The following is a 26,592-nucleotide window of genomic DNA, read 5'->3' as shown; positions in this document are numbered from 1 at the left end:
TCGCATGGTTATTGCTCAAACCAACCTGCCAAATTCCCCAGAAGCGACAATAACTCATTTTACTCCAGATGAGTATAGAGCAATGGAGGAAGCCGCCACAGAGCGACACGAATACCGCAATGGAGAGATTATTGCTATCCCTGGAGGTTCAGAAGTTCATAGTGCGATAGCTAGTAATATATTAATTTACTTGGGATTTTTACTCAGAGATACTGATTTTCGCTTTTACAACAGTGATTTGCGGGTTTGGATTCCTGATTTTCATCATGGAACTTATGCAGATGTTCTAGTGATTAATGGTGAACCGGAATTTAACGGTAATCGCACCGATGAAATTCTCAATCCTTTATTGATTATTGAAGTTCTTTCACCTTCTACAGAAGGTTATGATAGAGGAGATAAATTCAGAAAATACCGCTCTCTTTCTAGCTTTTGTGAATATGTGCTTGTTAGTCAAACTGAACCTTATATTGAGCATTATTATAAACAGGAAGAGCAAAATAATAATCTTTGGCAATTGCAAGCTTATGATCAGATTGAAAAGTCAGTTTTTCTGCACAGTTTAAATGTAGAACTTCCGATGAATGAAATTTATCGCCGGATTAAATTTTAAGACAATCTTCTTACAATTGCTCGTTTGAATAATGAACATCTGTATAATAGCTAGGCATAGACTTTAATATAGAAAAATTCTGCATAAATAATATTCTTGACCATGCTGCAACGATTAATTATCAACGGTTTCAAGTCCATTAAAACAATGGATATTGAATTGCGTCCTTTAAACATCTTGATTGGAGCTAACGGAGCAGGTAAAAGTAATCTTATTTCGTTTTTTAAGATGTTAAATGAGATGATGGCCGGAAGATTGCAACAATATATTGGCATATCCGGTTACGCTCAATCTCTGTTACATTTTGGAGCTAAAATAACACCGCAAATAAAAGCACAATTAGAATTCAAAGTTGACAATGGAAGCCTTGATATCATATATACCATGCTTCTAGTTCATGCAGCGGGGGATAAGCTGATATTCGAGGAAGAAAAATTAACGCGAAACGGCTTAAACCTATCCCAAGCTTCAAACACTTACTCGTTAGGTGCAGGATATCAGGAGACAAAAATTAACGAAGCATCGGTTCAAGGTACACCAACAATAGCCAACACTATCAAAAACTTGCTCAACCAATGCCGTGTTTACCATTTTCATGATACATCTTCTACAGCCGCAGTTCATCAATCCTGTTATGTTGGTGATAATCGCTGGTTAATGCCTGATGCGGGAAATTTAGCTGCATTACTTCTGAGATTCCGCGAAGATCATAGTACAGCCTATCAGCGTATTATTAAAACCATCCGTTTAATTGCCCCATTTTTTGATGATTTTGTGCTTGAACCTAGAGGTAATAATGTTATTTTGAATTGGCGGGAAAAAGGATCAGATCAAGTTTTTGGATCACACCAATTTTCTGACGGCACTTTGCGTGCTATTTGTTTAATTACTTTGCTTTTGCAACCAGAAGATGAACTTCCAGCATTAATTATTGTTGATGAACCGGAATTGGGTTTGCATCCTTATGCTTTGAATATTGTAGCGGCTATTTTTGGTAAAGCTTCCTATTATACACAAATTCTGATTAGTACTCAATCTACTTCTTTTTTAGATAACTTTAATCCTGAAGATGTAATTACAGTAGATAGAGTGGGTAAGGAGTCGCAATTTAAGCGATTAAATCCTGAAGAATTAGAAACTTGGTTAGAAGAATATAGTTTGGGAGAAATTTGGGAGAAAAATATCATTGGTGGAGGTCCACACTAATGATAAGACTCTATTTATTTGCAGAAGGGCAAACTGAACAGACATTTGCTGATAATATTCTGCAACCACACCTTGCTCAATACGATATTTTTCTAGACAAGATTATACTGATAGCTCATGCAAGAAATAAGGGTAAGGTTCATCGTGGTGGCGGTCGAAAATACGAGCCAATGAAGGACGACATTTTGCGTTTTCTCAAACAAGAAAAAGGCTCTAATGTGTTCTTTACAACGATGATTGATTTATATGCAATCGCTCCTGAATTTCCGGGATTAAATGAGTCTGAAAAATTTCGCCAAAATCCTGCACAACGGGTAGATTTTTTAGAAAAAAGCTTCGTCAAGGACATTGGTGATCGGCGATTTATACCCTACATTCAATTGCACGAATACGAAGCTTACCTGTTTTCTAATCCAACTTGTTTTGAGTTTATTTATGATAACTGTTTAGATCAGGTTGCGATTCTCAAGGCCATTGCTGATGGCTATGAAACACCTGAGTTAATTAATGACGGGATGGAAACAGCCCCTAGTAAACGTATTATTGCCCAGTTTCCTGCTTATGAAAGGGCAAAAGTCGCTGATGGTTCACAATTAGCTGAATTGATTGGATTGGAAACAATTAGGAGTAAGTGTCCTCACTTTAATTCATGGCTATCACGACTCGAATTATTAAACGAAGAAGTAAGAATAGTTAATTGATTAAAATTATTGTTTTAATATTCCTATAACCAATCACCAATCACCAATGATTAATCACCAATCACCAATTACCAATCATCAATTACCAATCACTAATTACCAATCACCAATTATAGATGTATCCATAGTTGTACCAATTAAAGATGAAGTCGAAAGTTTACCTTTGTTACTAGAGGCGATCGCATCAACTCTGGAGAAAAGTGAGGTGAGTTATGAAATCATCTGTGTGGATGATGGTTCCACTGATGGTTCGGCGGAATTTCTCAAGGAACAAGCCCAATTACGCCCGGATTTAAAAGCGGTAATTTTGCGGCGTAACTACGGACAAACTGCGGCTATGGCGGCTGGCTTTAATTATGCCACAGGGAAAGCGATTGTCACTTTAGATGCTGATTTGCAAAATGACCCGGCTGATATACCAATGTTATTGGCCAAGTTGGATGAAGGTTATGATTTGGTGAGCGGTTGGCGAAAAAATCGCCAAGATGGGGCGGTAAATCGGTTGCTGCCTTCTAAAATTGCTAATTGGTTAATTCGCCGTAGTACTAGCGTGTATATTCACGACTATGGTTGTTCTCTGAAAGCCTATCGTAGCGAATTAGTTGCAGATATGAACCTTTATGGGGAACTACACCGGTTTTTACCTGCTTTGGCTTACATTGAAGGGGCGAGAATTACAGAATTGCCTGTGCGTCATCATGCACGACGCTTTGGTCAAAGTAAGTATGGTATTTCCCGGACTTTTCGGGTGTTGATGGATTTGTTGACTATTTTGTTTATGAAAAAATTCCTCACCAGGCCAATGCACGTTTTTGGGCTGTTGGGTTTAATTTCCATAGTTTCTGGGATGGGAATCGGCATTTACCTGACTTTCGTTAAATTGGCTTTTCATACGGATATCGGTAATCGTCCTTTGCTAATTTTGGCGGTTTTATTGTTAGTAGCAGGAGTGCAGTTATTCTGCTTCGGCCTTTTGGCAGAGTTATTAATGCGTACCTATCATGAATCTCAAGGAAGACCGATATATCGGGTGCGGGAAGTAGTGGCAAAAAATGTTAAGTAACGTAACAATAGAAAGACAAAATACTCAGCATTAAATTGCATCTATTGTGAAAGCTTTTGATACTTTTGACCCTGGTCTGCGGCGAAACTTGCTGATATTATTTGCGGCTGGTTTATTTTTCTGGTCAAGTCTAGCTTCGTTGTTGCCGACTTTACCTTTGTATATTGAGTCTATTGGGGCTACAAAACAAGAAATTGGGATTGTGATGGGTAGCTTTGCGATTGGGATGTTGGTATTTCGTCCTCAAGTGGGAGTACTAGCAGATCGTCGGGGCAGAAAGATTGTGTTGCTGATTGGGATGGCAGTGGCTGCGATCGCACCTTTGGGTTATTTGGTAGTAAAATCACTCCTGCCCTTAATGCTCATTCGTGCCTTTCATGGCATCAGTATTGCCGCCTTTGCCACAGGTTACATCGCCTTAGTTGGAGACTTAGCACCAGAACACCGTCGTGGTGAAGTCATCGGTTATATGAGTTTGGTTAATCCTATAGGTGTGGCACTTGGCCCTGCTTTGGGTGGATATTTACAAGCAACAGCAGGTTATACACCATTATTTATTTCCTCTGCTGTTTTAGGATTTTTGGGTTTACTTTGTATCTTGCCTATTGTTAATCCACCTATTTTTGCACAACCTCCAAAAACTAATGATGATCGATTTTGGCAATTGCTAATTAGTCCTCGTGTGCGTGTACCTGCGATCGTACTTTTACTCGTTGGTTTGGCTTTAGGTACTGTACATACATTTATAGCTTTGTACATCAAATCAACGGGAGTCGATTTAAATGCCGGATTATTTTTTACAGCCGCTGCTATATCCAGTTTTACTATTAGATTAGTCTCAGGTCGGGCTTCTGATAAATATGGACGCGGTTTATTTGTAACTTTCAGCTTGGTTGCATACACTCTGGCAATGATATTTATTTGGCAAGCCAACAGTGCCTTAACTTTCTTATTAGGAGCATTTATTGAAGGTGCTGCTTCTGGTACTGCTATTCCCATGATTTCTGCCATGATGACAGATAGAGCCTTACCCCATGAACGGGGGCGCATATTTGGCGTATCTTTAATGGGATTTGATGTTGGTCTAGTTATAGCAGGCCCAGTTGTGGGTTTTGTTGCTGGACAAATCGGCTACCGCAGTACATTTGGTTTTGCTACTGGTTTAACTGTCCTTGCTATCTTGATTTTCATCACCCAGTCCAGTCGTAACTTACCAAACTCTTTGCGCTTTGCCCTTGGTCAAGGTGAAGATTTTTATGCCCTGAAAAAATAAATTGCACAAACCCCATGATGACAGTCTGTGCAATTATTTTTATTTAACGGGCGAGGAGGGATTCGAACCCCCGACACCGTGGTCCGTAGCCACGTGCTCTAGTCCACTGAGCTACACGCCCTTAACCAACGAATCTGATATTAACATGAACTTTGCCAATCATGCAAGATAATTTTTTAAATTCTTCTCAACTCACCCATCTTAACCCCCAGGGAGAAGCTCAAATGGTTGATGTATCGGGAAAAATTGCCACTGTGAGGGAAGCTATCGCTAGGGGTCAGGTGCGGATGCTGCCAGCCACGTTTGCAGCCATTGAAGCAGGAAACACTCCCAAAGGTGATGTTTTGGCAACTGCCAAATTAGCGGGGATTATGGCTGCTAAACAGACATCAAATTTAATTCCCCTCTGTCACCCCTTACCTTTGCAAAAAATTACTGTTGAAGTCACACCAGATACCGAACTACCTGGTTATCAAATTTATGCCACAGTCAAAACTAAAGCTGAGACTGGTGTAGAGATGGAAGCTTTAACTGCCGTTTCTATTGCGGCACTAACTTTGTACGATATGGCAAAAGCCTTAGAAAAGTCGATTCAAATTGAATCAATTAGTTTGGTCAGTAAGACTGGTGGAAAATCAGGAGATTATACTAATTTGGAATTTTAGATTTTAGTTTGGGTAATTGGTGATTAGAAAATCCATTACCCATTACCCATTACCTAAGCTACTGAACCTCACCTATAGCTTTGTTCAGTTCTGTGGGACTTTCATACTCCTCATCTTCTGGCAATTGTTCCAGTAATGAGAGGATTTTTTTATCGGCTCCTTGCTCTCTAGCGTGTTCAATCAATTCATCTTTACCAGCAGGATAATCAACGCCTTTCAAATGTTTTTGGAGTTCAACTGGATTTGCTTTAGCCATTTTTATCCACCACTTCAGGTTTTTTACATCTTCACAAGTGAATTGATTAACTCCCTCTATCAAAAAGATGAATAAATGTTAATAGAAAAAATAAAAATTCATCCAGTGGATTCATCCACTTGGTTGATGTAAAAATTGGTAGATAAAACTCAAATTTCATCTATTTAAATTTGATTTCTAGGCGGTATGTTTAAAAATATCACTCATCAACTAGAATTGTCATAGATGTGAAGGCATGAAGCAAATAATTGAGAATACTTTATAATATAAGAACTAAAAAATAACAAAATTTACTCACCAAGAGTATTTGTCTTGACAGAGTGTAGGGCTTGGTGAAAAGATTGGGAAGAGCTAAAAGGAGGTTTGAAAAGTGGTGGCTAATATATTAAAAACTTTTACTTTATTTATCTTCACATACACACAATTGCCTACACCCTACCAAAACCATTGATTTTTGCTCTCTGTAAGTTCTAAGTAATATTTTTCAAATCAATGATGTGAAAGCTATGTCCCATAAGGGAAATAATGCGGTAGAAGCAGGACATATATATACAGCAACGGGCAGAATTTGTGCTGAGATGTTGCGTTCGGAAATCTATCGAGCTTGGGAAAGATCGCATTTGCAAGGGGCTAATAACCATGCTCTTCAAGCAGAGAAACTATCCAGCTTAGAGACTGAACGTTTAGTATCGCAACATAGTGATCTAATTAATTTAGCTGCTCCCTACTTCCGAACCCTATCACAGGCAGCTGGTAGAGATCATCATGCGGTAATGTTAAGCGATCGCCAAGGTATTCTACTAAATGTAGCCGGTGACAAGGAAACTATACAAGGTTCTGAATCATTTCCTCGTCAAGGTTCCCTGCTGTCCGAAGCGGTAGCTGGTGCTAATGGTATTGGTACTCCCTTGGCTGAAGAAAATTATGTAGAAATCGTGGCCGCAGAGCATTTTATTCAGGGATTTCATCCTTTTACTTGTCAAGGAATTCCGCTGCGGGACGAAAACCGAGAAATTCTTGGTGTATTAAGTATCTCCGTCCGTCGTCCTGATGCTGGACAAAGGTTAAAAGAGATCTTAATATGTGCATCTCACGGTATTGAAGCAGAATTATTGATAGGAAATTTAGAAAAACAGATTCACCGTGTGTTGGCATCGAATCCTGATGATTATCAGCCATTAGAAGAATTGCGTCAAGATATCATCCAAGGGCATCAAGCAGCACGATTAAAACTGGAAATTGGCTCTCGGATGGTAGCTGTTAACCGCTTAGATTATGCTATAAAATTATTGCAACAGGCAGAAAAATCAATCCAAATATTTCGTCATCGTGCTGCAATTTGGCGTAATCTAGCATCATTAGAGATCGGAGTAATTCAACATTTATCACTTACTGATATTTTGCAAGATTTGGTAGACATTTTAGCAACTGAGGCTGCGATCCGCAAGGTAGAAATTTTTACTGCCTGGACAGAGCAAATTATAGTAATGGCAGATATAATCATGCTGTCACGAAAATTACTGCGCTGTTTTTTAAACTCTTTTGAGAGAGCAGGTAAAAATGGCGCAGTAAAAGTTATAGTTGAGAAAATGCCATATTCTGAACTTGCACAAGTAAGTTTCACTTCTATTCCTGGGTTGAATACTTCTAAATTAGAACCAATAACTGAGATTTTTTCTCTACCCATAACTAAGCGAAATTGATGAATACTGAAAATTTTAAAAAGCGCAAAGTGCTGATTGCAGATGATGACAAAGATTGTCGAGAGATGCTTTCTTTTTTACTGGATGAAGAAGGCTGGGATGTATCAGAAGCAAAGGATGGTCAAGAAGCTTTAGAAAAAGTAGTTCAGTGTCAACCAGATTTATTAATCTTAGATAATAGAATGCCAGAACTCACAGGAATTGAGGTTTATCAACACCTTCAGATTCAGGGTATTAATTTAGCTATTGTATTCGCTACGGCTTATGGTTATCCAGAGGAATTAGTTTCAACTTTGGGTGTTTCCTATTGGGTAACTAAACCCTATGATATTCCCAAGTTACTGGACACTATAGAGTCAGCTTACAAAAACTCAATTACTTTAATGTAGGTACAGCAGATTGCAGATCAATAAGGTACAGAATCAAAATTTAAACCTAGACACCAAGCCAGTTTTACTCCTGACTCCTGACTCCTGACTCCTGACTCCTGACTCCTGAATTCTGCTGTATGTGAGCCAATGACACCTAAAACCCTTAAAATAGGTAAAGTGTATTAACTTCTGTAACAAATTCACAAACATTTATTATTTATGCCTCCTCGTTGGCCTCGCAAACCTGATCGCAAAGACCCCGATTTTCGCAAATTAGATGACCGGATGAATTTTGCTTTTCATGTAGCTGTTGCGGCTACAGTCAATTCTGGGTTGTGGTTTTTCCATATCTTGAAAGCCACATCCTGGGAGTGGTTAACACCTTTAACACTAGGCTGGGTAGGGGTAGTGCTGGTGCATCTAATTTATATTAGTGCGATCGCTAATTACAATCCAACACCACCCAAATCAACCTGAAGAGTTACTGCCCATGCTGGGGCAATTGTAACCTGTGGTAGTAGATATAGCCTAGCTAATTGCGCGATAATGGCAAATAAGCCGAGAGTTCGCGCTCTTTTTCCATCACGAGGTTATATTTATGGCTCCAACCAACACCACAGAACTACTAGAAGCCCTAGCATCAGAAATTGGTGAAAACGTCTACTTAGATATTGCTAAATGGCATCTTTATCTATCTAATGCCAAAATGCATACCATTCTTGCCGAACAATTGTATCCCTTAATCACTTCAAAAACCGTCAACGAAGACCGAGTTCTGCAACTATTAGCATCCATACCCGTAAAAATTGGCGGTGGTAGAAAAGAAGTACCATTAATTGATTTATTACCGCTGCAATGTCAAGTAACCCTAGTAGATATTCTCGAAAAATATCAGAGAGAAATCTAAACTCCCTCTTTACCTCTTCCTCTGTTTACCTCTGCGCTAACCTCCGCGTACCTCTGCGTTTAAAATTCACACATAATAATTAATGGAGAGTTTTGTATATGTTTTTACAACTCAAAAATAGCAGCGATTTAGTGAAAATAATGGATCTTCAAGAATTGATAGATCCCAATATTGACATTATTCATGCCAAAGACCAAGAAGGTGAAGAAGAACAAGAAACTGACACATATAAAAAGGAAAATTTAGTTTTTCCATCTGGTGAAGACCTACCACGTTGTTGGTTAGATGCCAACTTTAGAGTAGCCCACGCTGCATAATTGAATTAACTATAATCCTAAATATTGTAGGGGTTTAGCATTGCTAAACCCTGTTTTTGTGGAGTCTAGATTCCTCTCGTTCCCATAGAGAGTATGGGAATTGATTCTAGAAGGCTCTGCCTTCCATTAAAGTCGAGGCAGAACCTATGTGATAGAATTCCCAGTCAGAGACTAGGAACGAGATATAGTAACGATTTGAGTTTAATTTGACACTCATGAGCATTGCGCTTTACCCTTAAGGGATACTTAATGGTGAATTTAATTCACAGCAGCTTTTTCTTCTACTTTTACACCCTCAGAACCTTTATAAAAAGCTTTAGTAATCCAATAGGTGACAATATGAGAAAGCACACCTAAAGGGCCAGCAAATAAACACAAAGCCAAAGAGTGAATTGTCCAAATTCCAGTTTTTTGTCCTTCCCAATAAATCCATCTACCAACAAATAAATCCATTACTAAAAAGTGAATCCATCCTGTAGCAGCGGCTGTTTCACTACCGAAAAACTTAGCTATATCTGCTAATTGAGGATTTGATAAAGCTGCGGCGTTTTCTGGAGTAATGCTGACGACAAATAAATAGGAATATGTAGTAGCTAATACCACAAAAGGTAAATAAGATTCCATTACCTTGCGGGTGACATTCAAGTTGGGTAAAAGAATCATCAAAGCCCAAAAAGGCAAAACAAACAAATTGGCAACATTAAATAAATCAGTGATATTCATATTACAAAGCTACTAATTGAGATTCTATTTCTGAAGATTGTAAATTACGACCGATAAAAACTAAACTGGTTTGTTTAGCTTCTTCTAGTTTCCAAGGACGATCATAAAATTTATCAAATCTATTTCCTACACCTTGCATAACTAACCGCATGGGTTTATTAGCAACAGCCACAAAACCTTTAATGCGGTAAATTTCTTGTTCTTGTACCAGTTTTTCTAATCTTGCTTGTAGCTTTTCTGGGTCAAAAGTCCGGTCTAAAATGACGTGAGTTGAATTTATTTCATCATCATGATCATGATCTTCTTCTGTGTCATGATGACTAGGACGAGAATCTAAATTATCTTCTACTGCGGCTTCAAATCCTAATAATATAGATGGGTCTAATTTACCATAATCACTAAAGACAATTTTCACAACTCTAGGTAATTCATTTTTGACTAATTCTATTACTTGTGATTTTTGCTGATCATCAACTAAATCAGTTTTATTCAAAATTACTAAATCAGCACAAGCAAGTTGATCTTCAAACAATTCTTGCAATGGTGTTTCATGTTCTAGACTATCATCTTCTTGTCTTTGGGCGGCTATGGCTTCTAAATCACTAGCAAATGTTCCCGCAGCCACCGCAGCACAATCTACTACTGTAATTACTGCATCTACTGTAGCAGCGTTGCGGATTTCTTGCCAACGAAAGGCTTTAACTAAGGGTTTTGGTAATGCTAAACCAGAGGTTTCAATGATAATACAATCAATACTATCACGGCGTTTAATTAACTCCTGCATTGTGGGGTAAAATTCCTCTTGCACAGTGCAGCATAAACAGCCGTTTGTCAGTTCAAATATATTAGTTTCTGGATTTGCTTCTGTTTCATCTTCGGGGCAAATTTGGCAGGATTTTAATAATTCTCCATCTATCCCCAGTTCGCCAAATTCGTTGACTAATACTGCTATGCGTCGTCCTTGGTTGTTTTGCAGTAGGTGACGGATGAGGCTGGTTTTACCGCTTCCTAAAAAGCCGGTGATGACTGTAACGGGGATTTTTGTGGCCATGTTTTGTGTATTGTTTTGTTATTTGATTTTACACTATTTCTGTTATGATGGAAGAATTTCGATTAAATGAACTACGAAGAAGCGAAGTACACGAAGGAAGAAAGGAAGAAAAATTGATTTCAGAAGTCGGGGATCTTATGCCTTCCTCTAAAATATTACGCTTTTGGTCAAGTGTGAGAAATAAAGTGTACCCAGTTTAAAGATGATTTAACACTATTATATAAACGTTTATCTGCGGTGTAAAATTTCGCGTTTAATAACTGTGATAATGCTAAATAATGAGCATCATAAGCAGCAGATAATTTGAGAGTTTTGGCTAGAGTTAGTGCCATTTCGTGAAGTTGGGAAAATTGAGAACTTCCATAAAGAACTATTCCTAAATTTAACGCATCTTCCAAAGCCTTTTCTGTTTCTTCAATAGTTAATAAATTTGCTTTATTCATGCGATGTAAAGCATTAGTGATTTCATAATAAAATAATGTAGGAGCAATAATAGTAGCAAAATTTTGTTGCCAATTTTCCCATAGTTTGATAAATGATGAATCCATAGATTTACTATTAATTAAATTAATGGTAAAGCTGGCATCTACACAAATTAGATAATTATTCATGGATTTTGAATATATTGATTAATTCCTCACTTCTTTCTTCTCTCATTTCTGAGATCATGTTAGTGATTGTATCTTGTAAAGATTGATTGTTAAGTCTTTGATTAAGTATTTCTCCTCTTTGAAGGATGCTTTTTTTGATAATATTCCAGTCAGGTTTAATTTGTAATTCTGTTTCTAATAATTGTTTTTCTTCGGGGGATAAACAATGAATAATTTCAACTAATTTTTTGACTAATTCCCTGTTCATAGTTGTGGTTATTGGTAAGGAATGATTATTGATATTTATTTGATTATAACGTAAGTTGCTTTATTTATCCTACGTTACCCATAAAAGTTAGGGATATTAATGTTGATTGATTTTAAGAATATGGAGTAAATGAACCACGAAGCAGCGAAGTACACGAAGGAAGAAAGGAAGAAGTATTAAGAATATCCAATTTCTATCATTTTGAAAAATTCCTGCACTACTTCATCAGGATTGATATAACATCTTTCAGCATCAAATCTTTCTACTACTTTGATACCGTTTTTCTTGAAACTCTGGTCTCTTTCTTCGTCCTCAACTATATGTTCTGGGGTGTCGTGATGCGGTCCATCAACTTCCAAAATTCCCCATTGACCATTATAACAAATAAGAAAATCAGGTTCTTTATTTCCTCTTTTACCACTGAATGTATTAAGTCGGGCTAAACAATTGGGGAAAAATAAAACTCCACTCCGGTCTAATGCTTGAGCAATTTTAATTTCTGTTTTTGATTTGAATTTTAATCCTTGCCAATTGTAAATATTTTGGTTGAAAAATTGAACTCCTTGATTATTGATAGTATTATCGCCTTGGGGAATATTATATAAAATCGAATCATTTTGTTGGTATAATTTGGAAAACTCTCCAGGTTCAAAATCACGATTTTTAGGTATGCGCTTTTTAATTTTATCGTCATTAATAATATATATGTATTCACAAATTACTTTATCAATATCTATTAAACTTGGAAATTTCCAATCTTCTTGTATGCAAACACCTGTGAAATTTGCCTTATAACAACTGAAATAGATGTTTCGAATCAACATAAAACCGCGTGATAAATTAACCGATTCAAGGTTAGCACCACTCAGCGTTGTTCCTTCCAGTCCAGCCCATTCAAGGTTAGCACCACTTAGATTAGCACCACTTAGGTTAGCCGCTAGCAGTTCAGCGTAACGGAGGTTAGCCTCACTCAGGTTAGCGTTACTGAGGTTAGCAAATCTAAGGTCAGCGTCAAAGAGGTTAGCCTCACTCAGGTCAGCTTTACTGAGGTTAGCAAATCTAAGGTCAGCTTTACTCAGGTCAGCTTTACTGAGGTTAGCAAATCTAAGGTCAGCGTCACTCAGGTCAGCAAAGCCCAAATAAGCACCGCTCAGATCAGGTATTACCTCTGGATTTTCATTTCTCCACTTTTCCCAAGCGTATTTGTGTTCCCTCAGCATTGCCAAATGCTTATCATTTGCCATAATCTAGTTTTTATCCCTAAAATTGCCAATATTCGGATTTTAACCTAATTTCATTAATATCAAACTAAGCTCGTTAAAATTTACCGCCAAAAAATCAATTTCTGGCAAGCAATAGCTAAATATAGCTTTAACTGAATGTGGATTATATTATAATTGAAGGTAGTACCAATAATTTTAGTTTACTCCTATGAGTACCATTGCAAATCTTCGACAAGTAGTATTAGAAGAAATCAATCAAATTCCTGATGAACAACTTAGTCAGGTATTACAGTTTCTTCATGTTCTGATATCTAATTCTCAGACAAAGAAGGATGAAGACTTTATTAATGATCCACTAGCTGAGTTTATTGGTGCAGTTGAACATGGGAGTTTAGCGCAAAATATAGATCAAGAATTATATGAATAGTCAATTATTTATTGATACTTGGGGTTGGTTGACGCTTTATGATCGTCGAGAAACTTATCATCAAGAAGCAGTTGACTGTTATCAAAATATAATCAGTCAGCAAGGTTTTATTTATACAACTGATTATGTTCTGACCGAAACCTTTACTTTATTGTTTAAGCGATTAAATGTTTATCAAGCTAAGAAAGCAATGGAGTTATTATTAAAAAGTTTCGAGAATGAGCATTTTAAATTAATTTGGATGACTCCTGAAAGATTTACAGCAACCCAAAATCTGCGCTTAAAATATTTGGATAAGCCTTTAATTTCATTTACAGATTTATCATCAATGGCTGTAATGAAAGAATTAAAAATTAGTTTAATTCTAACTGGTGATGACCATTTTAATCAGGTTGGGATGGGATTTATTAAAGTTCCTAGTTTTTATACTTAAAATTACCAATATTCGGATTTTAACCTAATTTTATTATATTGTGTCTTTAGTGAGTGCTAAATAAAATTATGACTAAAGTAAACCTAGACTTACCCCCAGAAGTATTTTCTGCTCGTCGTCTTTCCCCAGATGATTTTGTCCGTGATATGCGCCTAGCAGCAGCTATATTTTGGTATCAAAAAAATGAAATTTCCCAGGAAAAAGCTGCACAAATAGCCGGGTTAAACCGACGTGATTTTATTGCTGCCCTTTCCCGTGAACAAATAGATGTGTTTTCTGTAGACTTTGATGATTTACAACAAGAGTTAAATCGTGTCTAACAAGTTACTAAATGAAGCTATTAAACCAGCAATAAATACCTCACCGTTGATATTTTTGTCAAAAGGCGGTTTCCTCAACTTGTTGCAAATAATCAGCCCTGAAATTATTGTTCCTCAAGCAGTGTCCAGTGAAATTCAAGCCTATGGAGAAACGGACATCACCGCCAACGCACTAGCTAACACCTCCTGGCTGGTAGTCACGGAAATACCACCTGTACCTGCAATTATTCAAAATTGGGATTTAGGCGCTGGAGAATCTGCGGTTTTGACGTGGGGTTATGTAAATTATGGTACTGAGGTAATTATTGATGATTTAGCAGGTCGTCGGTGTGCAGAGGCTTTGGGTATTCCTGTGAGGGGAACTTTGGGTATAGTTCTTACTGCTAAACAACGTGGCGTAATTCCATCTGCACGACCAATTTTAGAACAATTACGGCTCTCTGGAATGTATCTATCTCAAAAAGTTATCAATCAAGCACTGGCATTGGTAGGAGAATAAATAACAATATTATCTGTATGTCTGAGTTCAAGAAAGTTGGCGAACTTCTCGCACAATTTCACAAATTTCTTTTGTTGTTAAAGGATGAGTATCACTTAATTCTTCTCTTCTTTTCCTTAATTCCTACCAATCAAATTTAGGAGATTTTTTCTTGTTTGATAGCATCTGTAACGGTGTGGGTGGAAATAGTAAATTCTGCTTTAGTCATAAAATTATAATTCTTTGTAATTTTTCATTCTCAAAAAGCTTAATACTATTATAGGGCAGCGACTGTAGTTAATCACTGCCCCATAAATGTGTTCTCTATCTAAAGGCTTGCTTACGCAGGAATCAAGACTGTATCAATGACATGAATAACGCCGTTATCAGCAGCAACATCTGGTGTTGCAACATTAGCATCGTTTATTTTGACACCATGAGAAGCGTCAATTCTTACATCTGAACCCTCTACAGTAGTAGCTGACTTGAGTTTAACTACATCTGCTGCTAGAACCTTACCGGAAACAACATGATAAGTCAGGATTTTCTTGAGCTTGGGAATATCATTCAGTAAAGCATCTACCGTACCTGCTGGAAGTTTAGCAAATGCCTCATCAGTAGGTGCAAAAACTGTAAATGGTCCTGGACCTTTGAGAGTATCAACTAACCCAGCAGCTTGAACCGCAGTAACTAAGGTGTTAAAAGATCCAGCATTTGCAGCGGTATCAACAATGTCAGCCATGTTGTTTCACTAATTTCTTTACATTTCCAGACAAATCTAAACTTTTTTATAATGGATTGTATCTATCCTTAGATATGTGCCTAAACTCAATTTGTTGATGACTATACTAAGTTGATAAAATGTAACTTTTTATTCACCAAATAGTTGAGCTAAAAACTCAAAAAATAGTCTGTATCTGCTTTAGGAACACTTTAAATTCTAGCCGATGCGAAATTAACTAGGAGTTACGCAAGTGTCACGCTAAACATCTATTTTATGGTGCGTCAGTTATCAAATATCTGTTTATTTGCAGGCTTTATAAAGTCTGACGCACCCTACTGATATGCCAATTGCGTAAGTCCTGTTAACAATAAAAATGCATGAGAATATGTGATACTAAATACTTAGTAAAAATACTAAACATAGGACTCCTGCTAGTATCTTACAGTCAGAGTTTGGGATTTATTGAGAATAGATATAGCTTTTAGCTATGGTTAATAAAATCTATATGAGCAGCTACAAGCATCTGCGCTTGTCTTAAAACATTGCTAAATAAATAAGTGGGAATTTGCCAAGCTGCGACTGTTCTTTCTTTAGTAATATCCTGTACGCTAATTGCTATTAATTCATACTCTGATGGATCTTCTTCAACTGTACTAGACCAAGTAAAAGCTAATAAAAAATCGTCGTATCCAGGTAAGGACGCAACCAAGCACTCTTCTGGGGCTGCTTGACAATTAATCCCGTGTTCATTTGCAAGTGTTACTAATTCCTGGAACTTCTTTGAATTCATCATTTATTTTGTGCGTTGTATCAACAGCAGCTATAACAATCCAAATTCAGAGATGAGAAAATACGGAAGTTAAAAGTACTCATTTATAAGTGTTTCGCGTGTCTTCTCTCTTAAGAAGGATTTAAGATAAGCTATATTATCAAATTTTCTTGCGGAGTGTGCAAGAATTTCGTCTGCTGAATGACAAAATTTAGGGGTAACTTCCCTCCAGTTGCTTTCATGCACAGAAAACAATCACAGGGAAATTACCCCTATATAATTCGACAGTTTTTAATTAAAGCTGTGACAATGAAAGGCTTTTTATACTGTCACCTGTCACCTCATTACTCAGCAGTCACCAATTCAGTGCTACCTTTTGTGCGTTTGCGGGTTAAGGTGTTATAAACCATGATCCCGATCGCTTTAATTAAGTTACCTTCTAATTCCTGGAACATCTTCATGTTCACGCCAAAAGCGGCATTTGCTTCTTCTACAATGCGATCGCCTGTGGCATCATCAATAGGCATAGCATCCAAATTTTGACGATACTCAGCCTTAAATGCTTTTTCATCGGTAATATCTGCAAATTCATAAAAGGCAGTACCCTCGCCTTCACCCAACTTCATCGCTGTTTGGGCAATACCTTTGAGAATTTGTCCACCCGATAAATCACCTAAATAACGGGTATAAGAATGAGCAATTAATAACTCTGGTTCGGTAGCAGAAATTTCCCGAATCCGGTTTACATAAGCCTCACCTGCGGAGGATAATTTGATTTGCTCTCGCCAGTTGTAACCGTAGTAGTAAGTTAAGTCTTGCTCTAAAGTATGTTTGCGGTTGAGTTGGGGAAAATAAATTTTGCCGACAATGGGGTGATTGCGGTGCTTTTCCATCTCCTCTTCCATTGCCGAGTAGATGAAGTAAAAGTTAGCAACTAATTTGCGGTAGGAATTTTTCTCTACCACTCCTTTCAAAAAGCACTTGACAAAACCCACGTTTTCTGCCATTGTGTGGGCTTTTTTTGTACCTATACGTAATTTGCTGGCTAAATTGCTGCTCATACTAAAATTTATTAACCTTAATAAAGTCAACTGGCGAAGTTCTGATTTATCAATGGCTAAAAAATGCCATTAAAAGGTTACATTAAAACTATTTGATGAGAATTTACATTAAAATTCTTTAAGCTAGAAATATTTTGTGCTAAATAATACAGATATTCTTCGCATTCATAAACTTACAGCAGATTGCAGATTAATGAGGTACAGAATCAAAATTGAAACCTAGACACCAAGCTAGTTTTACTCCTGACTCCTGAATTCTGCTGTCAGCAACTATGATTTACGAAAGATTCATCATTAAACATCATAGCTTTATGTAAAATTACGCATAAAGAGAGTGTTATAATTAATTGTCATTAAGAAAACAATTACAGGCGTACTGTTTAAAAGCTATTTCGTCAGAATTGTTGAACAAAGTCTAACGTGTTATTCTCCGGTGTGATTGTGTGGAGTGTTTAAAAATATGGTTTCGTCTATAACTCGAACTCAAGGCTGGATTTCTGAGGGTTCTAATTCCAAATCAGAAGGATTAAGAACAGAAATTGAACAGAGTTGTGCGCTTAATTTAATTCCCCTACCTGCAAGTCCCCTATTTGGTACAGATGGTATTCGTGGCAAAGTTGGAGAATTACTAAATGGGCCTTTAGCGTTGCAAGTGGGTTTTTGGGCGGGTATTGTCTTGCATAATCATGCGGCTGAAGTTGGCCCTGTGATTGTGGGACAGGATTCTAGAAACTCTAGCGATATGTTAGCTATGGCTTTGAGTGCAGGTTTAACAGCAGCAGGGCTAGAAGTTTGGTATTTAGGGTTATGTCCTACTCCCTGTGTGGCCTATCTAGCCAGTATGAGTGATGCTATCGGTGGGATTATGATTTCTGCCAGCCACAACCCACCAGAAGATAATGGCATTAAAATTTTTGGTGCAAATGGTGCGAAGTTGTCTCCCAAATTACAGGCGGAAATTGAAAAAGGATTACGGGGGAAAATACCATCTGGGACGGTTGTGGATAAATGCGGACAGCATCATTCACGGAAAGAGTTAATAGGACAATATCGTCAGGCGTTGCAACAGCCTTTACAACCGACGATGAATCTTCAGGGGATGAAGATTGTTTTAGATTTGGCTTGGGGTGCGGCTGTTGGATTAGCACCATCTGTATTTGCGGAAATGGGTGCAGAGGTGATTTGTCTGCATAATGAAGCTGATGGCGATCGCATTAATGTTAATTGTGGCTCAACTCATTTAGATATTCTCCAAGCAACGGTTAAAGAACATCACGCCGATATAGGTTTTGCCTTTGATGGTGATGCAGACAGGGTTTTAGCTGTAGATAATACTGGTCGAGAAATTAATGGCGATTACATTCTCTATCTTTGGGGTCGCCACCTACAACAAAAGCAACAGTTACCAGATAATCTGATTATTTCTACTGTTATGGCTAACTTAGGCTTTGAAAAAGCTTGGCAGCAATTAGGTGGTAACTTAATTCGCACAGCCGTAGGTGATCAATATGTACAAGCCGAAATGCTGAAAACTGGGGGAATGCTAGGTGGTGAACAATCAGGCCACATTCTCTGTCGTCATTATGGTATTACTGGTGATGGCTTGTTAACAGCTTTGCATATAGCTGCTGTCGTCAAAGAAGCAGGTATTTCTCTGAGTGAAATGGTGGATCAAAGTTTTCAGACCTACCCCCAATTATTACGGAATGTGCGAGTATTAGATCGTGAGCGTCGTTTAGGATGGCAAGATTGTCAACCCGTACAAAATGCGATCGCTCAAGCCGAAGCCGCAATGGGTGATGATGGCAGAATTTTAGTCCGCGCATCCGGTACAGAACCAGTGATCCGCGTCATGGTTGAAGCAGCCAACGCTGAACTTGCCAACTATTGGACAAGTGAATTAGTCTCACAAGTCCAACAACATTTAGGATAAAGAGTACTGAGTGCGAAAGTACTGGGTACTCTCCTCGTTACTCGGTACTAAGTACTCGGTACTCGGTACTCAAATCTTATGGCAAAAACCAAAAAATCCCGCAAAGCAAAAAAGCAGTCGTCAGTTGACAAACCCCCTCTCAGTCTTAAAGAACAATTAGCCCAGAAACGACAAGCTACCCTAGCACGCAAAGAATTTATCAGCTTACTAACTACTGCTGGGGGTACTGGCTTATTCTTAGGATTAATGATTTTTTTTGTTGGGGGAATTAAACTAGCAATTCCCGCTGTATTAGGTATTTTAATACTGTCATTTTCTTATAAATACCCGCGTCACGCTCTATACGCCTTTATCATTTACTTACCTTTTGCAGGGACAATTATTTACTACATTGGCAATAATCCCGTCATGCAACTAGCTAAAGATGCTTTTTATGTTCCCGCTGCGATCGCACTTTGGCAAACTTGCCGCCGGAAAAAGCAACCCTTTATTGTTCCCCAAGCCATTAAAACCCCATTATGGATTCTTTTTGGCTGCTCTATGCTAACCCTGATATTCATCAATGGAGGAGAGCAGTTCAACCCACCTATCAGCAGTGGAGTTCTAAGCGCACCTTCTAGTGACATACCCCTAGGAGTGGGAATTCTCGGCTTAAAAGTATTTTTGGGCTATTTACCCTTAATTAGTTGTTCCTACTATTTAATTCGCGATCAAAAAGATTTTTTGCTGTTATCGCGGACTCAGATTGTGTTGATTCTAGTGTGCTGTCTCTTAGGAATCATGCAATATTTCCTACTCACAATAGGAGTATGCAAAGGGACTGTAGGGGTTGAAGGAGATGCCTTATTTAAAGCCACACTCGACGCTCGTTGTTATGTGGGTGGAGCATTATTATATACCCCTGAACAAGGGGTAATCCGATTACCAGGAACATTTGTAGCTCCTTGGCAGTGGGCATGGTTCTTAATTTCTAGTACATTTTTTACCTTTGCTACTAGTTTTAGCGATCGCTCTATTATTTGGCGGATCATTGGTTTAGTGACTCTCGCATTCGTCTTTATAAATGCGGTTGTTTCAGGGCAGAGAATTGCCTTAGCTTTAGTACCAGTCTGCTTCGTGCTTCTGTTATTCTTGACTGGTCAAATTGGCAACCTCAAACGATTTATCCCGATAGGAGGAGCGATCGTTTTAATTTTGGGAATTGCGATGGCAGCTAACCCCGTTATCGTCCAAGATAGAATAGACAGTTTTGTGGGGCGCTGGAATGCATCACCACCGCAGGCATTTATTGTAGATCAATTTGACGAGAATTGGAAAAGTGTCAAAACCCCTATTGGTTCTGGTTTAGGAAGAGCAACCAACTCTGCTCGCGCTTTGGGTTCAACCAAGTTGGTGGAAACTTACTACCCTAAAGTGTTGTATGAAGTGGGAATTGTGGGAGTACTAGCTTTTCTCGGTCTTGTTACCAGCATAACAATTGCTAGTTTTAAAACATATCGCTCAATAAAAGACCGTAACTTACGTACTTATGGTGCTAGTATGTGGGTATTTGTACTACTTATTAGCTATAATACTTATTACTATCCTCTAGATGTTGATCCAGTATGTGTTTATTATTGGTTGTGTGCGGGAATAGTATTCAAATTACCAGCACTCGATAAACAAGAAAGCCCAAACAATATGCTAGTTAATCAAAAAGGTCAGAAAAAACGCCCTTTTAAAAATAATCTGAATGGTCAACCATCTATCTAATCTAATATGAATACTCCAAATCAAACACAAAAAAATAGATTTCATTGGATTGATAGAACAAAAGGATTAGCAATATTAGGAATTATTTTATTCCATTTTTTTCAAAACTATCCAAAAGATATTCAAATTATTAATATTTTAGATAGAAATTTTGCCAGAGTGGGATATGCTGCTGTAGATATATTTTTTTTAATGGCAGGTTTCAACACTAGCTATGCCTTGATATCTCGGTCAATTACAGCAGGGAGCGATAAAATTGAAGTTAGATGGAAATCATGGTTAGGAACAAGATTATTTAGACTCTATCCGTCTTATTGGTTAGCTGTAATATTAACTTGTTTACTGTATTATTTTGCTGGAAAGTTTCAAATTGAATCTCTTCCAAACTTTATTTTATCAGTATTAGGTTTAGCAGGTGTACATCTACAGGTAATTAATCCAGGATTTTGGTTTTTCAAGGTGATTCTCGAAGTTTATATTTTGACACCTATAATATTTATACTTTGCAAAAATCGACCTAATAAGATTTTATGGTTAGGACTTATAGTAGCTGTTATTACCAAAATAGTTGCTTTTTATTTTTCATTAGAACATGATAGGTCTAACTACTTATTTTTTCTGCAAAATAATTTTTTTGGTAGTTATATATTTCAGTTTTGTTTAGGACTGTACTGGGGATTTATTTATGCTGAACATCAAAACTTTCGGAAAATAGATTTTCTCATATCCACTATTATTTTTACTCTAGGATTAGTTTTTTATGGACTGCTAGTATTGAAACGCATAAATATTGTATATATGCTAGGTTTTGATATCCTATTTACTCCTTTCTTCTTTTTAGCTATCAAAGCATTATTATTGCGATTAGAAAAAATGGTAATATTTAAATCGTTTCTCAGTTTTCTTTCAATCTTAGGAATTTATTCTTACCAAATTTATCTGATTCATCAACCTTTATACTTTGTAATCTTATCTCCGTTAACTAAAAATATCTCACTAAATATTAATTTAACAATATTGCTCTCTTTATTTATATCTCTGAGTTTATTAACGATATATGTTTTCATCTTTACTAAATTAGAAAAAATTGTTATAAAAAGATTAGAAAGTGTTTGGCAGTAATAATCAATTCTAATAAAAATTCTAATTTAGGATATGAAAAGGCTAAAAATATTCATAATAGGTCAATAAAACATCAGTACTCACAACTTACCCCGTAATTCTCGACATACTCTAATTTAGCCACAAACTTGGCAACCTTTACAATTTCAATAATCAAAACTTATGGATAATTACCCTTTAATTTCAGTTGTTATCCCTACCTATAGAAGGGAAAAACTTTTGCAAGACAGCATCGTTGATGTCTTAAGACAAGACTATCCGCATTTTGAAGTTTTAGTAGTAGACCAGACCCAAACTCACGAACCAGAAACGCAAGCTTTTTTGGAAGAAATGTCAGCAGCAGGTAAAATTAAATTGTTGCGTTTGGATTGGGCAAGTTTACCAGGGGCGCGAAATTATGCAGTCAGAAGATCACAGGGTGAAATCATCTTATTTATTGATGATGATGTAGAGTTAGAACCTGGATTTTTAAGCGCCCATGTCAAAAATTATGTGCAAAATCCAGAAATAGGGGCTGTTGCAGGGCGAGTATTTGACAGAATGAAATTAGGTGACTCTGGGGGAAAACTGGAGATTGAATATCTACCCCCAGAAGCAATGGACCCTGGAATTGCTTGGTATCACATTGATTTAGTTCATACTACTAAACCCCAACAGGTACTCACAGCACGGGGTTGTAATATGTCTTTTCGCAGCGAAATTTTTACTAAGTATGGGCTGAAGTTTGATGAAAGGTTTCGCGGTAGTGCGGTGCGGGAAGAGTCAGATTTCTGTTTGCGGGTGAGAAAGACTGGGTATAAAATTTGGTATGACCCGGAGGCGCATTTGGTGCATTTAGGAGAAGAGACGGGAGGCTGTCATGATATTAGTATGCGATCGCTCAATTATCAAGTCACTTTCTATCACAACCATTTTTTACTGGGTCTGAAAAACCTCACTTTTACCCAAGCTTTACGTCTCTACGGACGTTTGTTTGATTGTCACGTTCTGGGGAATCCACCTTGTTATAAAAGCGGTTCTCCGATTAAGGTTGCAACTCGCGGGGTTTTCTATGTTTTGGGTTTTCTGAAAGCTGTGGGTAGTATGATTCAATCAATCTGGAATGATGGGCAAGTTTACAGTCGTTTAGATCAACAAATTTAGATTTTTTATTCTGCAATTAGAATATCATTTTTTTGGGTGGGCATCTTGCCCGCCAGAAGAATATGGATTAAATGAACCGCAAAGGCGCGTTCGCGTAGCGTTCCGAAGGAAAGTGCGCGAAGGAAGAAAGGAAGAGGATGATGATGGGTTTTTATTAAGTTCAACAATGTAAATTATGTTCAGACATTATCATGAAAATCTTAGTTGCTAGTCATACCTATATTGTAGATTTGAATTGTGAGAAGTTACGCGCTTTATCAAAATTACAACCGGAAATTGAAGTTACTGTTGTAGTTCCTAAACTTTGGAAACCAGGAGGGGTACAAAATAAAATTATTGAATCTGAATATCGTGATGAAGGTGCATTTAAAATAGTACCCGTATCTAATTTTAGTCAAAATCATCAAGGGCTGCTGACTTTTGGTGCTGATTTAATAACTTTGTTGCGAAAATTCCGCCCCCAAATTATTCATGTAGAACAAGGTTCTAGGGGTTTGGCTTATACACAAATGATAATTTTAAATCAACTATTAGGACTTAAAGCTAAGAATATATTTTTCACTTGGTGGAATTTGCCTTATGAATTGAAGTTACCAATTGCTTTATTAGAAAAATTTAATCTGAATAATAGTGACGGAATTATTTCTGGTAATCAAGATGGTGCAGAAATTTTGCGCCAAAGAGGATATAACGGGAAAATTAAAGTTATGCCGCAATTAGGTGTAGATGAAACTCTTTTTACTCCTCAAATACAACCAGAATTAGCTGCTAAATTAGGCATTAATGAGGGCGATTTTGTTGTTGGTTTTGTCGGTCGATTTGTACCAGAAAAGGGATTATTAACTCTATTGCAAGCATTGATAACTTTGAAAAATAAATCTTGGAAATTATTACTATTAGGACGAGGAGAGTTAAAAGATGAATTAATTAAAATATCAGCAGAAAATAATATTCAAGATAGGCTAATTATGGTTGAAAGTGTTCCCCATGATGAAGTCGCTAAATATATCAATTTAATGAGTACTTTAGTTTTACCTTCCGAAACAACTTACAAGTTTAAAACCCTGACTGCTGTAGGTTGGAAGGAACAATTTGGCCATGTTTTAATTGAAGCTATGGCTTGCAAAGTTCCTGTAATTGGTTCTGACTCTGGAGAAATTCCTTATGTAATCGGTGATGCTGGTTTAATTTTTCCTGAAGGTGATATTCAAGCTTTAGCTAATTGTTTGTTGCAATTAATGGAAAAACCTGATTTAGCTGAAAATTTGGGTGAATTGGGTTATGAAAAAGCAATGTTTCAATATACAAATAAGGCTTTAGCACAGCAACAATTTAAATTTTATCAAGAATTAGTTAGATCTTAGTAAAAGATATTTTTTTCAAATGTAAGATTAGATATCTTCTTTCTTCTTTTCCTTCCTTCGCGCACTTTCCTTCGGAACGCTACGCGAACGCGTCTTCGCGGTTCATTTAATTGATAATATTTGATTTCAACTAACCACAGAGAAATAGAGGACGCAGAGAGAAGAAAAAAAGATTTGCACAAATAACTAGTATAGTGCGGCAGAAAATGAAAATATTACATATTGTTCCCTCGATTTCTTTAATTTATGGTGGCCCTAGTCAAATGGTATTGGGGTTAGCCCCAGCGTTAGTAAAGGCAGGTGAAGAGGTTACAATCATTACCACAGATAGTAATGGCGATTTTGGTCAAAAACCTCTTGATGTGCCTTTAAATTGTCCTATAAAGCAAGATGGTTATGAAATCATTTACTTTCGTTGTGCGCCATTTCGCAGATATAAGTTTTCTCTAGATTTATTAAAATGGTTAAAAACTCATTCTAAAGAGTTTGATATTGCCCATATTCATGCTTTATTTTCTCCTGTTAGTAGTGCCTCAGCATTAATTTGTCGGCAACAAAATTTACCTTATATTTTACGTCCTTTAGGAACTTTAGATCCGGCTGATTTACGGAAGAAGAAACTATTAAAACAGCTTTATGTAAAAATTTTAGAAGGTGGCAATTTAGCAGGTGCAGCAGCTATTCATTTTACTAGCGAACAAGAAGCGAAAATATCAGCAAGATTTGGCGTAAAAACAAAAGATTTAGTGATTCCTTTGGGTGTAATTCCCCCTGTGGAAGATGGAAAAAATTCAGTTATTAACCAATGGGGTATTCCTAGTGATAAACCTGTCGTTTTATTTATGTCCCGCATTGACCCTAAAAAGGGTTTAGATTTACTAATTCCCGCATTAGAAAAATTATTAAATGATGGTTTTAATTTTCACTTTATTTTAGCGGGAACAAATCCCCAAGATCCAGATTATGAACAAAAAATTAAATCTGAAATTGAAAATTCATCATTAAAATCTCACACAACAATTACTGGCTTTGTCACGGGTGAAGCGAAACGAAGTTTATTAAAAGCTGCTGATTTATTTGTGTTACCTTCTTATTACGAAAATTTTGGCATTGCGGTGGCTGAAGCAATGGTTGCAGGAAAACCAGTGGTTATTTCTGACCAAGTGCATATATATCAGCAGGTTGTAGATAGTGAGTCTGGTTGGGTGGGGAAAACTGATGTAAAATCACTGGTGGATTTATTAAAAGAGGCTTTGTCAAATCCCCAAGAATGCCAGCGACGGGGAGTAAATGCCGAAAAATATGCCTTAGAGAATTTTAGCTGGGATGCGATCGCACAACAAGTAATTCAAGCTTATCAGGAAATTGTGGCAGACCAAAAAGTTTAGAAATTTAAAATTTTGTTGCAACCTGTGGAATGTTGATGGGATAATTTACCGTTCTGTGTCATGATAACACAGTAAAAATATGCTTTCTTAATTACAGGGAATCTCGCATGACTCTCCGTCTTGGTGATACAGTACCCAACTTTACTCAAGCCTCAACACACGGTGATATTGATTTTTACGCATGGGCCGGTGATAGCTGGGTAGTGCTATTCTCCCACCCTGCTGACTTTACACCAGTTTGCACAACCGAATTAGGTACAGTAGCTAAACTGAAACCAGAATTTGATAAACGCAACGTAAAAGCGATCGCACTCAGCGTCGATGATGTAGACTCCCATAATGGCTGGGTCGGAGATATTGAAGAAACCCAAGGAACCGCCCTCAACTATCCCATTCTCGCAGACGCAGACAAAAAGGTTTCCGACCTTTATGACATGATTCACCCCAACGCAGCTGCAAACATCACAGTGCGTTCCGTCTTCGTTATCGACCCCAACAAAAAACTGCGTCTTAGCTTTACCTACCCCCCCAGCACAGGACGCAACTTTGATGAACTATTGCGAGTCATTGACTCTCTGCAATTAACTGATCATTACAGCGTTGCTACCCCCGCTGACTGGAAAGATGGAGAAGATTGCGTAATTGTTCCATCATTAAAAGATCCCGAAGTTCTCAAAGAGAAATTCCCCAAAGGTTACAAAGAAATCAAACCTTATTTACGCATGACACCCCAACCTAACAAGTAATT

31 protein-coding genes and 1 tRNA gene are annotated in these 26,592 nt (G+C 37.3%); 22 read left to right on the top strand and 10 right to left on the bottom strand.

The features are described 5' to 3' along the window. The first annotated feature begins 4 nt into the window (after positions 1–4). From AC012T_RS21760 to AC012T_RS21740, 5 genes are all read left to right on the top strand, one after another. A complete protein-coding gene (locus AC012T_RS21760; RefSeq protein WP_487060763.1) occupies positions 5–613 on the top strand; it encodes a Uma2 family endonuclease in 609 nt (202 codons plus the stop codon). Positions 614–715: 102 nt separating this feature from the next. Then, entirely contained in the window at positions 716–1,819 is a 1,104-nt protein-coding gene (locus AC012T_RS21755) for an AAA family ATPase (RefSeq protein WP_487060762.1), read from the top strand. After that, complete coding sequence (locus AC012T_RS21750) at positions 1,819–2,520, top strand: DUF4276 family protein (RefSeq protein WP_487060761.1); 702 nt, start codon at positions 1,819–1,821, stop codon at positions 2,518–2,520. The genes AC012T_RS21755 and AC012T_RS21750 overlap by 1 nt, the downstream gene beginning before the upstream one ends. Positions 2,521–2,566: 46 nt before the next feature. Further along, positions 2,567–3,583 (top strand): glycosyltransferase family 2 protein, encoded by a 1,017-nt coding sequence (locus tag AC012T_RS21745; RefSeq protein ID WP_487060760.1) that lies wholly within the window; start codon positions 2,567–2,569, stop codon positions 3,581–3,583. A gap of 46 nt (positions 3,584–3,629) precedes the next feature. Next, positions 3,630–4,856, top strand: a complete 1,227-nt coding sequence (locus AC012T_RS21740; RefSeq protein ID WP_487060759.1) for an MFS transporter — start codon at positions 3,630–3,632, stop codon at positions 4,854–4,856. Between the two features lie 47 nt (positions 4,857–4,903). On the opposite strand, the gene AC012T_RS21735 is transcribed toward AC012T_RS21740, so the two are convergent. Beyond that, positions 4,904–4,977, bottom strand: a tRNA-Arg gene (locus tag AC012T_RS21735). Between the two features lie 40 nt (positions 4,978–5,017). Between AC012T_RS21735 and moaC the strand changes: the two genes are divergently transcribed. Continuing rightward, positions 5,018–5,521, top strand: coding sequence for a cyclic pyranopterin monophosphate synthase MoaC (gene moaC, locus AC012T_RS21730; protein ID WP_487060758.1), 504 nt, complete (start codon positions 5,018–5,020; stop codon positions 5,519–5,521). 58 nt (positions 5,522–5,579) lie between these two features. Here moaC and AC012T_RS21725 read toward each other — a convergent pair whose 3' ends face one another. Continuing rightward, a complete protein-coding gene (locus AC012T_RS21725) occupies positions 5,580–5,777 on the bottom strand; it encodes a DUF2795 domain-containing protein (RefSeq protein WP_487060757.1) in 198 nt (65 codons plus the stop codon). A 506-nt stretch (positions 5,778–6,283) separates the two neighbouring features. Here AC012T_RS21725 and AC012T_RS21720 point away from each other — a divergent pair. The 5 genes from AC012T_RS21720 to AC012T_RS21700 all read left to right on the top strand — a co-directional run bounded on the left by AC012T_RS21720 (position 6,284) and on the right by AC012T_RS21700 (position 9,075). Beyond that, positions 6,284–7,480 carry a GAF domain-containing protein gene (locus AC012T_RS21720; RefSeq protein ID WP_487060756.1) on the top strand — a complete coding sequence of 399 codons (1,197 nt, stop codon included), beginning with the start codon at positions 6,284–6,286 and terminating at the stop codon, positions 7,478–7,480. Further along, complete coding sequence (locus AC012T_RS21715) at positions 7,480–7,869, top strand: response regulator (RefSeq protein WP_487060755.1); 390 nt, start codon at positions 7,480–7,482, stop codon at positions 7,867–7,869. Before AC012T_RS21720 ends, AC012T_RS21715 begins: the two co-directional genes overlap by 1 nt. Before the next feature lie 201 nt (positions 7,870–8,070). Next, positions 8,071–8,328: a hypothetical protein gene (locus AC012T_RS21710; RefSeq protein WP_487060754.1), complete on the top strand. Its 258-nt coding sequence runs from the start codon at positions 8,071–8,073 to the stop codon at positions 8,326–8,328. 121 nt (positions 8,329–8,449) lie between these two features. Further along, a complete protein-coding gene (locus tag AC012T_RS21705) occupies positions 8,450–8,758 on the top strand; it encodes a DUF3181 family protein (RefSeq protein WP_487060753.1) in 309 nt (102 codons plus the stop codon). A 98-nt stretch (positions 8,759–8,856) separates the two neighbouring features. Next, entirely contained in the window at positions 8,857–9,075 is a 219-nt protein-coding gene (locus AC012T_RS21700) for an acetyltransferase (RefSeq protein WP_487060752.1), read from the top strand. A gap of 258 nt (positions 9,076–9,333) precedes the next feature. Here AC012T_RS21700 and AC012T_RS21695 read toward each other — a convergent pair whose 3' ends face one another. From AC012T_RS21695 to AC012T_RS21675, 5 genes are all read right to left on the bottom strand, one after another. Further along, positions 9,334–9,798, bottom strand: a complete 465-nt coding sequence (locus AC012T_RS21695; protein WP_487060751.1) for an ABA4-like family protein — start codon at positions 9,796–9,798, stop codon at positions 9,334–9,336. 1 nt (position 9,799) lies between these two features. Then, complete coding sequence (gene cobW / locus AC012T_RS21690) at positions 9,800–10,849, bottom strand: cobalamin biosynthesis protein CobW (protein ID WP_487060750.1); 1,050 nt, start codon at positions 10,847–10,849, stop codon at positions 9,800–9,802. A gap of 167 nt (positions 10,850–11,016) precedes the next feature. Beyond that, on the bottom strand, positions 11,017–11,460 hold the full coding sequence (locus AC012T_RS21685; RefSeq protein ID WP_487060749.1) for a type II toxin-antitoxin system VapC family toxin: 444 nt from the start codon (positions 11,458–11,460) through the stop codon (positions 11,017–11,019). Continuing rightward, positions 11,453–11,707, bottom strand: coding sequence for a hypothetical protein (locus AC012T_RS21680; RefSeq protein ID WP_487060748.1), 255 nt, complete (start codon positions 11,705–11,707; stop codon positions 11,453–11,455). The genes AC012T_RS21685 and AC012T_RS21680 overlap by 8 nt, the downstream gene beginning before the upstream one ends. A 176-nt stretch (positions 11,708–11,883) precedes the next feature. Next, positions 11,884–12,951 (bottom strand): pentapeptide repeat-containing protein, encoded by a 1,068-nt coding sequence (locus AC012T_RS21675; RefSeq protein WP_487060747.1) that lies wholly within the window; start codon positions 12,949–12,951, stop codon positions 11,884–11,886. 187 nt (positions 12,952–13,138) lie between these two features. Here AC012T_RS21675 and AC012T_RS21670 point away from each other — a divergent pair, with 187 nt between their 5' ends. The 4 genes from AC012T_RS21670 to AC012T_RS21655 all read left to right on the top strand — a co-directional run bounded on the left by AC012T_RS21670 (position 13,139) and on the right by AC012T_RS21655 (position 14,609). Next, complete coding sequence (locus AC012T_RS21670) at positions 13,139–13,357, top strand: hypothetical protein (RefSeq protein WP_487060746.1); 219 nt, start codon at positions 13,139–13,141, stop codon at positions 13,355–13,357. Beyond that, a complete protein-coding gene (locus AC012T_RS21665; RefSeq protein WP_487060745.1) occupies positions 13,350–13,790 on the top strand; it encodes a type II toxin-antitoxin system VapC family toxin in 441 nt (146 codons plus the stop codon). The genes AC012T_RS21670 and AC012T_RS21665 overlap by 8 nt, the downstream gene beginning before the upstream one ends. A 68-nt stretch (positions 13,791–13,858) precedes the next feature. Next, positions 13,859–14,110, top strand: coding sequence for a UPF0175 family protein (locus tag AC012T_RS21660; RefSeq protein ID WP_487060744.1), 252 nt, complete (start codon positions 13,859–13,861; stop codon positions 14,108–14,110). Then, positions 14,103–14,609, top strand: a complete 507-nt coding sequence (locus AC012T_RS21655; protein WP_487060743.1) for a PIN domain-containing protein — start codon at positions 14,103–14,105, stop codon at positions 14,607–14,609. The genes AC012T_RS21660 and AC012T_RS21655 overlap by 8 nt, the downstream gene beginning before the upstream one ends. A 319-nt stretch (positions 14,610–14,928) precedes the next feature. On the opposite strand, the gene AC012T_RS21650 is transcribed toward AC012T_RS21655, so the two are convergent. The 3 genes from AC012T_RS21650 to AC012T_RS21640 all read right to left on the bottom strand — a co-directional run bounded on the left by AC012T_RS21650 (position 14,929) and on the right by AC012T_RS21640 (position 17,142). Continuing rightward, positions 14,929–15,330 carry a fasciclin domain-containing protein gene (locus AC012T_RS21650; protein ID WP_487060742.1) on the bottom strand — a complete coding sequence of 134 codons (402 nt, stop codon included), beginning with the start codon at positions 15,328–15,330 and terminating at the stop codon, positions 14,929–14,931. Positions 15,331–15,793: 463 nt separating this feature from the next. Then, the gene (locus AC012T_RS21645; protein WP_487060741.1) at positions 15,794–16,105 is read right to left on the bottom strand and encodes a hypothetical protein; all 312 of its coding nucleotides are present in this window, start codon (positions 16,103–16,105) and stop codon (positions 15,794–15,796) included. A gap of 320 nt (positions 16,106–16,425) precedes the next feature. Next, positions 16,426–17,142 carry a biliverdin-producing heme oxygenase gene (locus tag AC012T_RS21640; protein ID WP_487060740.1) on the bottom strand — a complete coding sequence of 239 codons (717 nt, stop codon included), beginning with the start codon at positions 17,140–17,142 and terminating at the stop codon, positions 16,426–16,428. Positions 17,143–17,602: 460 nt separating this feature from the next. On the opposite strand from AC012T_RS21640, the gene glmM reads away from it, so the two are divergent. From glmM to AC012T_RS21605, 7 genes are all read left to right on the top strand, one after another. Next, positions 17,603–19,075 (top strand): phosphoglucosamine mutase, encoded by a 1,473-nt coding sequence (glmM, locus tag AC012T_RS21635; RefSeq protein WP_487060739.1) that lies wholly within the window; start codon positions 17,603–17,605, stop codon positions 19,073–19,075. 78 nt (positions 19,076–19,153) lie between these two features. Further along, positions 19,154–20,827, top strand: coding sequence for a hormogonium polysaccharide biosynthesis protein HpsL (gene hpsL / locus AC012T_RS21630; RefSeq protein WP_487060738.1), 1,674 nt, complete (start codon positions 19,154–19,156; stop codon positions 20,825–20,827). Between the two features lie 6 nt (positions 20,828–20,833). After that, on the top strand, positions 20,834–21,949 hold the full coding sequence (locus AC012T_RS21625; RefSeq protein ID WP_487060737.1) for an acyltransferase family protein: 1,116 nt from the start codon (positions 20,834–20,836) through the stop codon (positions 21,947–21,949). A gap of 162 nt (positions 21,950–22,111) precedes the next feature. Next, positions 22,112–23,092 (top strand): hormogonium polysaccharide biosynthesis glycosyltransferase HpsN, encoded by a 981-nt coding sequence (hpsN, locus tag AC012T_RS21620; RefSeq protein WP_487060736.1) that lies wholly within the window; start codon positions 22,112–22,114, stop codon positions 23,090–23,092. A 191-nt stretch (positions 23,093–23,283) separates the two neighbouring features. Beyond that, positions 23,284–24,456 (top strand): hormogonium polysaccharide biosynthesis glycosyltransferase HpsO, encoded by a 1,173-nt coding sequence (hpsO, locus tag AC012T_RS21615; RefSeq protein ID WP_487060735.1) that lies wholly within the window; start codon positions 23,284–23,286, stop codon positions 24,454–24,456. A 206-nt stretch (positions 24,457–24,662) separates the two neighbouring features. Continuing rightward, positions 24,663–25,844: a hormogonium polysaccharide biosynthesis glycosyltransferase HpsP gene (hpsP, locus tag AC012T_RS21610; protein WP_487060734.1), complete on the top strand. Its 1,182-nt coding sequence runs from the start codon at positions 24,663–24,665 to the stop codon at positions 25,842–25,844. A gap of 107 nt (positions 25,845–25,951) precedes the next feature. Continuing rightward, a complete protein-coding gene (locus AC012T_RS21605; RefSeq protein ID WP_015215850.1) occupies positions 25,952–26,590 on the top strand; it encodes a peroxiredoxin in 639 nt (212 codons plus the stop codon). The last annotated feature ends 2 nt before the right edge of the window (positions 26,591–26,592 follow it).

It is taken from the genome of Anabaena sp. EIM26, assembly GCF_057568715.1.
This window is presented reverse-complemented; position numbering and strand designations above follow the sequence as displayed.

Bases quoted from the DNA above. Each gene is read 5' to 3' on its own strand.
- AC012T_RS21665 (WP_487060745.1), top strand. From the start codon at position 13,350: ATGAATAGTCAATTATTTATTGATACTTGGGGTTGGTTGACGCTTTAT.
- AC012T_RS21725 (WP_487060757.1), bottom strand. From the start codon at position 5,777: ATGGCTAAAGCAAATCCAGTTGAACTCCAAAAACATTTGAAAGGCGTT.
- cobW (WP_487060750.1), bottom strand. From the start codon at position 10,849: ATGGCCACAAAAATCCCCGTTACAGTCATCACCGGCTTTTTAGGAAGC.
- AC012T_RS21695 (WP_487060751.1), bottom strand. From the start codon at position 9,798: ATGAATATCACTGATTTATTTAATGTTGCCAATTTGTTTGTTTTGCCT.
- hpsL (WP_487060738.1), top strand. From the start codon at position 19,154: ATGGCAAAAACCAAAAAATCCCGCAAAGCAAAAAAGCAGTCGTCAGTT.
- AC012T_RS21680 (WP_487060748.1), bottom strand. From the start codon at position 11,707: ATGAACAGGGAATTAGTCAAAAAATTAGTTGAAATTATTCATTGTTTA.
- hpsO (WP_487060735.1), top strand. From the start codon at position 23,284: ATGAAAATCTTAGTTGCTAGTCATACCTATATTGTAGATTTGAATTGT.
- AC012T_RS21750 (WP_487060761.1), top strand. From the start codon at position 1,819: ATGATAAGACTCTATTTATTTGCAGAAGGGCAAACTGAACAGACATTT.
- AC012T_RS21715 (WP_487060755.1), top strand. From the start codon at position 7,480: ATGAATACTGAAAATTTTAAAAAGCGCAAAGTGCTGATTGCAGATGAT.
- AC012T_RS21705 (WP_487060753.1), top strand. From the start codon at position 8,450: ATGGCTCCAACCAACACCACAGAACTACTAGAAGCCCTAGCATCAGAA.
- hpsN (WP_487060736.1), top strand. From the start codon at position 22,112: ATGGATAATTACCCTTTAATTTCAGTTGTTATCCCTACCTATAGAAGG.
- AC012T_RS21710 (WP_487060754.1), top strand. From the start codon at position 8,071: ATGCCTCCTCGTTGGCCTCGCAAACCTGATCGCAAAGACCCCGATTTT.
- AC012T_RS21660 (WP_487060744.1), top strand. From the start codon at position 13,859: ATGACTAAAGTAAACCTAGACTTACCCCCAGAAGTATTTTCTGCTCGT.
- AC012T_RS21755 (WP_487060762.1), top strand. From the start codon at position 716: ATGCTGCAACGATTAATTATCAACGGTTTCAAGTCCATTAAAACAATG.
- AC012T_RS21605 (WP_015215850.1), top strand. From the start codon at position 25,952: ATGACTCTCCGTCTTGGTGATACAGTACCCAACTTTACTCAAGCCTCA.
- AC012T_RS21645 (WP_487060741.1), bottom strand. From the start codon at position 16,105: ATGATGAATTCAAAGAAGTTCCAGGAATTAGTAACACTTGCAAATGAA.
- hpsP (WP_487060734.1), top strand. From the start codon at position 24,663: ATGAAAATATTACATATTGTTCCCTCGATTTCTTTAATTTATGGTGGC.
- AC012T_RS21640 (WP_487060740.1), bottom strand. From the start codon at position 17,142: ATGAGCAGCAATTTAGCCAGCAAATTACGTATAGGTACAAAAAAAGCC.
- glmM (WP_487060739.1), top strand. From the start codon at position 17,603: ATGGTTTCGTCTATAACTCGAACTCAAGGCTGGATTTCTGAGGGTTCT.
- AC012T_RS21650 (WP_487060742.1), bottom strand. From the start codon at position 15,330: ATGGCTGACATTGTTGATACCGCTGCAAATGCTGGATCTTTTAACACC.
- AC012T_RS21685 (WP_487060749.1), bottom strand. From the start codon at position 11,460: ATGAATAATTATCTAATTTGTGTAGATGCCAGCTTTACCATTAATTTA.
- AC012T_RS21700 (WP_487060752.1), top strand. From the start codon at position 8,857: ATGTTTTTACAACTCAAAAATAGCAGCGATTTAGTGAAAATAATGGAT.
- AC012T_RS21745 (WP_487060760.1), top strand. From the start codon at position 2,567: ATGATTAATCACCAATCACCAATTACCAATCATCAATTACCAATCACT.
- AC012T_RS21760 (WP_487060763.1), top strand. From the start codon at position 5: ATGGTTATTGCTCAAACCAACCTGCCAAATTCCCCAGAAGCGACAATA.
- AC012T_RS21670 (WP_487060746.1), top strand. From the start codon at position 13,139: ATGAGTACCATTGCAAATCTTCGACAAGTAGTATTAGAAGAAATCAAT.
- moaC (WP_487060758.1), top strand. From the start codon at position 5,018: ATGCAAGATAATTTTTTAAATTCTTCTCAACTCACCCATCTTAACCCC.
- AC012T_RS21675 (WP_487060747.1), bottom strand. From the start codon at position 12,951: ATGGCAAATGATAAGCATTTGGCAATGCTGAGGGAACACAAATACGCT.
- AC012T_RS21720 (WP_487060756.1), top strand. From the start codon at position 6,284: ATGTCCCATAAGGGAAATAATGCGGTAGAAGCAGGACATATATATACA.
- AC012T_RS21625 (WP_487060737.1), top strand. From the start codon at position 20,834: ATGAATACTCCAAATCAAACACAAAAAAATAGATTTCATTGGATTGAT.